The 4,813-nt window shown below is 49.6% G+C and carries 4 protein-coding genes; all 4 read left to right on the top strand.

Going from position 1 to position 4,813, the window contains the following annotated elements:
* Positions 1–69 precede the first annotated feature (69 nt).
* The 4 genes from HMPREF2952_RS00930 (at position 70) to HMPREF2952_RS00915 (ending at position 4,745) form a co-directional block, all read left to right on the top strand.
* Positions 70–480 (top strand): hypothetical protein, encoded by a 411-nt coding sequence (locus HMPREF2952_RS00930; protein ID WP_070646324.1) that lies wholly within the window; start codon positions 70–72, stop codon positions 478–480.
* Between the two features lie 45 nt (positions 481–525).
* Positions 526–2,361 (top strand): hypothetical protein, encoded by a 1,836-nt coding sequence (locus tag HMPREF2952_RS00925; protein ID WP_249967815.1) that lies wholly within the window; start codon positions 526–528, stop codon positions 2,359–2,361.
* Positions 2,362–2,369: 8 nt separating this feature from the next.
* Positions 2,370–4,055, top strand: coding sequence for a hypothetical protein (locus HMPREF2952_RS00920; RefSeq protein ID WP_070646327.1), 1,686 nt, complete (start codon positions 2,370–2,372; stop codon positions 4,053–4,055).
* A 108-nt stretch (positions 4,056–4,163) separates the two neighbouring features.
* On the top strand, positions 4,164–4,745 hold the full coding sequence (locus HMPREF2952_RS00915; protein ID WP_070646330.1) for a hypothetical protein: 582 nt from the start codon (positions 4,164–4,166) through the stop codon (positions 4,743–4,745).
* Positions 4,746–4,813 lie beyond the last annotated feature (68 nt).

Here is a 4,813-nt window from a genome sequence, read left to right as displayed (position 1 = left end):
GCCAAGCCCCGATTTTCGGGGCTTTTGTTTTAATAGGGTTTTGAGAAAAATACGCAAAGGCCGTCTGAAATGGCAAATCAAGAATGGACGCTGAAACGGAAAGATACCGGCGTGGCCGTACATCTGCCGCAGGATATGCGCTGGGACGATGAATTTGAATGGAACAAGGTGGCGCAGGCCGCTCCGCAGCGCACCTTGTCGGGCGGATTGGTCATTCAACAAGGCATTAAGACAAACGGTCGCCCGATTACGCTGTCGGGCGATTGGGTGTGGCTTGATTTGAGTATCTTGCGTACGTTGCGTGACTGGACCGACGTCCCCGAATTGGAGATGACGCTGACGCACTACGACGGCCGCGAATTTAATGTTATTTGGCGTACGCACAACGCGGCTTTGAACAATGTCGAGCCGGTGCATTACTCAACGCCGGAAACGGATAGCGAGCGATACACCGCCCAGCTCTGCCTGATGACGTTTTAAGTTCGTCTGAAAGTAGGTTTAAACAGGATTTAAAAAGGTTTCAAAATGGAAAAAACAACGCGCCTGACGCAGCAGGATTTGCAGATTTACCCCAGCCAGCGCATGACCGATACGCCTGACGGCGGCGGTTTGATGGTCGGCCAGCCGCTGACGGGCGAGGATAACGAGATTTTTCCGCCCGTCTCGGACGTTGACCGCACGATGGGCAGCCTGGACGCGCGTCTGCTGTACCCTGCCGTTTTGCGTAACGACTCCGAGCCGCTTTACGGCGGTCATTTCGTCATTACCGAGCCGCCGACCTCTGAAAACGTGTCTTTTTTAGCGTTTAAGGCGCGCAACTACGGAGAGAGCCGCGCGGATATTATGCCGCGCATTGAGGCGTATTCTGTGCCGACAGTGGAGAGCCGCATGACGTTATTGGGTCGCCATTTGGCAGGCGTGCGCCTTGTGCAGGCGTATCAGCGCGTAGAGGCTCCTTTGCCGAAGGTTGGCGAGCGTTATTGTCTGCAATATGAGGATAAAACTGAAAATATGACGCGCCGTATCACAGAGTATTTCCGCATTATCAACATCGAAGACGAGGTGCGCATTTTTGAGATTCCAAAATCAAACGGTGAGGTCGAGGAAGTGCCGCGCCGTGTAGTCAAAATGGAAATCAGCAATCCGTTAACCCGAGATTTTGACGGTGTCGATTATCCGGTCAAAGGTTATGCCGCGCCTAAAGTTAAGATTTTAGAAACCCAAGTTGCAGATTCCGCGACTTATTATGGTGTCAAACCCGTGTCAGATGGCCTTTCGGCAGGAGATGCCGCGCTGACGGTGTCAAGCATTTACGAAAAGCTTGTACCGACCTCGACAGTCGAGACACCTTATGCGGACGAATACCCGGTTCCCGGTGAAGCATGGGTCGCCGCTGCGCCGGAAAAGCAGCTTTTTGCGGGGCGTGTCGATAGTGGAACCTTAACTTTGCCTTCGGCTGTTTTACCCGGCAGTATCAAGATTGGGAACTACACAGACAATGGCTTCGGTCAACTTAAAAGCGGGGACAATATCGTCAATGCCGATTACGCTCATGGGCGTCTGAGTGGTTTGCCGACAGGTTATTACACGGTAACTGCGGTTCCGGGTGCTAAATCGTCATCAGCGCGATATGCTTTTGCGGTAGAAATTAAAGAAACCAACCACGGTACATCATTTGCCCCTCTGCTTAGACCTAATCCTGCTTTGGGTAGTTTAAAAGTGTCTTTTATGGCTTTGGGCGTTTGGTATGTTTTGACCGATACAGGCGACGGCGTGTTACGGGATGAAGCCGGTAAAAGTGTAGGTACGGTATCGTCTGCAACAGGCAGTGTATTGCTTAATCTACCGTCTCTTCCGGATGTTGGCAGCCGTTTGGTGTTTCAATGGGGAGATTCCTCTGGTTTTACGTCTTTTGATGGTGGGAAGACGGGGGGGAATAATCTGCCCAAGGCGGCAAATGGGGAGTGCACTTATTCCCTAGGCCATCCAATTAAGCCGGGAACGCTGGTGCTTACTTGGCAAAATAACGGTAAAAAAAGCGCACGAGATGATGGAGCAGGAAAATTAACGGGCGATGCAACTGGCAGCGTGGATTATTTGAACGGCACGATTAAATTGCCGGCTTATATTGACTCTACTTCAGTTGATTATGTTTGTGATGAGCCTGATCGCATTCAAGTTGGCCTTGCTGATGGTCTTGGCTTGACCGCAGAGGAAAAAGGAGAGGTTTGGAATATCACACTGGGGACAGCGATACCTGATTGGCGCACTGTTTCTTTAACGGCTTTGGGAAGCTTTGAAGAATATACAAGTACAACTGTTTCAAACAGTTATTCTGGTTATGCGGCAGCATTGAGATAGGATAAATAATGGGAATAAAAACTGGTTCAGGCGGTTTTAAAATTGTATTGTCCGCCAACCCTGCGAAAAATGGCGAGTTCACAATCGGCGGTCGAAAAGCCGAGGGTGTAAGTGCTGTAGGCTCGACAATAATTGTACCTAAAACGGTGTTGCAGGTTGCTGGTCAGGAAAGACGGATAGTCGAAGGAAATATTTTGGGTACAAAATATAAGTACCTAGAATTGCTTGAAACCAAAACAATAAACCGTTATGGGAAAATAGTCAGTTGGTATGCAGATTACCTCACTAGTGATCCAGCCTCAATAAAAAAACGTCGTGGCAGCTTGAACGGTGGCTTGTTATTTAATGTTTTGAGCGACTTTGATCAAGGAAGCGTCTGTGTTTTTGATACCTGGTCATTTCATGACGGCGAGACAGAGATTGTTGAACGAGGCGGTACGCTTTATAAGAATTGGAATGCAGTACAAGGTTCTGGCGATGTAGTCGGTACGTTGACTGCTGACGGTAAAGTCATTATCAATGACCGTAATATTGCCTTCCTGAATCTTAAAATTACAGGCGGTATCGTACGCCAGCCACAGATCAAGGGTTATGGTTATGCAGGCCGCACACCTGCTGCGCCGGTTAAGCCTGAAAGTTTTACCGTTTACGCGGGCAATGGCGAAATTGTCGGCAGAAGCAACGCCGCAGGCGAAATTACCGGCGGCATCACAGGCAAAATCGACTACGAGACAGGCTTTTATGAAATCAAGCGCGATGAGGGTTTTTACCCTGAAGATTTACGCTACAACGCCGTGACCCAAGACAACCTGCCTTTGGATTCGTCGATTATCGGCATTGATGCCGTACGCCTGCCTGCCGATGGACGCGTCCCTGTGTTCCGCAAGGGCGATATGATCGTGATTTCCAACCGTCTCAAGCAGGATTTGGGCAGCGCGTTTACTGCCGCTCAAAAAATCACGCTCAACCGTCAAAATATCGACCGCCTCTGCTTGGTCGACAGCAAGGGCAAACACGTCCTCGCTGAGAAATACACGGCAGACCTCAAAGCGGGCAGCATTACTTTTGCCGAGCCGTTGGACTTGTCGCAATATACCCTGCCGCTGACTGCCGTTTGCGCGTGGGAAGAAGAAAACCGTGTGACCGGCGTCGATATTTCAGGCCGTCTGAAACTCCAGTTTGCGATTGGGCGCAACTATCCGAAGGAGCATACATTTGTGTCCTCCGCCCTGATCGGCGGCGATTTGCTGGTGCGCGCTACCGAGCCGTTTTCGCAACAGGCATGGGACAATGTGTGGAGTGACGCGCAACGCGGGGAGCCTATTTTGGCGCGTACCAATGTCAAAGACTACCCGATTAAATTGGCCAGTAATGGCGCGATTACCGAGCGTTGGCTGATTAAATTTATTACTGCAACCCAATTTGAGCTTTACGGCGAGCGGCTGGGCTTGGTCGCAAAAAGCGATACCTTGACCGATCTTGCGCCGACCAATCCTGCGACCGGCAAGCCGTATTTCACGCTCAAGGCGGCCGCATTCGGCGGCGGCTGGTCGGTCCAGAACTGTATCCGCTTCAACACCTACGGCACGCTGTTGCCCGTTTGGATTTTGCGCAGTGTCCAGCCTTCGCCGGACAAGCAAAACGGCCGCGATGGTTTTACCGCGTGTTTGCGCGGTAATACAGTGGCCGAATAAAAGACAAGGCCGTCTGAATAGCACTTTCAGACGGCCTTTATACCGTTTGTTTCTTTTTTATGCCGTTTGTTTTAGAATACATTATTTAAAATAAATATGGAGAATGAAATGGAAAACTATTACAAACTTCTTGGGATTATGTCATCTGCAACGGAAGAAGAGATTAAACGGGCTATATTGCGTGCTGCGGAGCGACAGGAACTTGAGTTGGATGAGATAAGATGGTGTCGCGAGTATTTGCTGAATCCGGCGGCAAAGGCGGAATACGATAAAATCCTCCATGCCGACAATCCCGATCTTGCCAAAGAAGAAAGCGAAAAAGCGAAAGAAAGAGAAAAGCTCAGACAGAAAAATAAAAAAAGCGGAGGGTCTGATTTCTTGAAATTGATCGGCACCGGGATTCTGGTTTCCATCCCGATGCTTTGGTTTACATTCAAAAACGGCGGTACGTCATCCAAGCCGAGCGTATATCAGGCGCAATCAGCTTGCGAAAGCGCGGTAACGGGTATTTTAAAATCGCCTTCTTCGGCTGATTTCGGAGGGTGGCAACGACGTGAAAATGCCGATGGGACGTTTGAAATAAGCGGATATGTCGATTCACAAAACAGTTTCGGGGCTATGTTGCGTGCGCAATTTAGCTGCTCCGTCGATGCAAGCGGAAATCAGGCGAAAATTACTTATTTCCGCTAAAAAACAAAATAGAAACAAGCAAGTGAGTGCAACTATGCCAAGCCCCGATTTTCGGGGCTTTTGTTTTA

The sequence above is a fragment of the Neisseria sp. HMSC068C12 genome, assembly GCF_001814095.1.
Lineage (GTDB): Bacteria > Pseudomonadota > Gammaproteobacteria > Burkholderiales > Neisseriaceae > Neisseria > Neisseria perflava.
The sequence above is the reverse complement of the archived record's forward strand: the minus strand, read 5'-3'. Positions and strand labels throughout refer to the sequence as shown.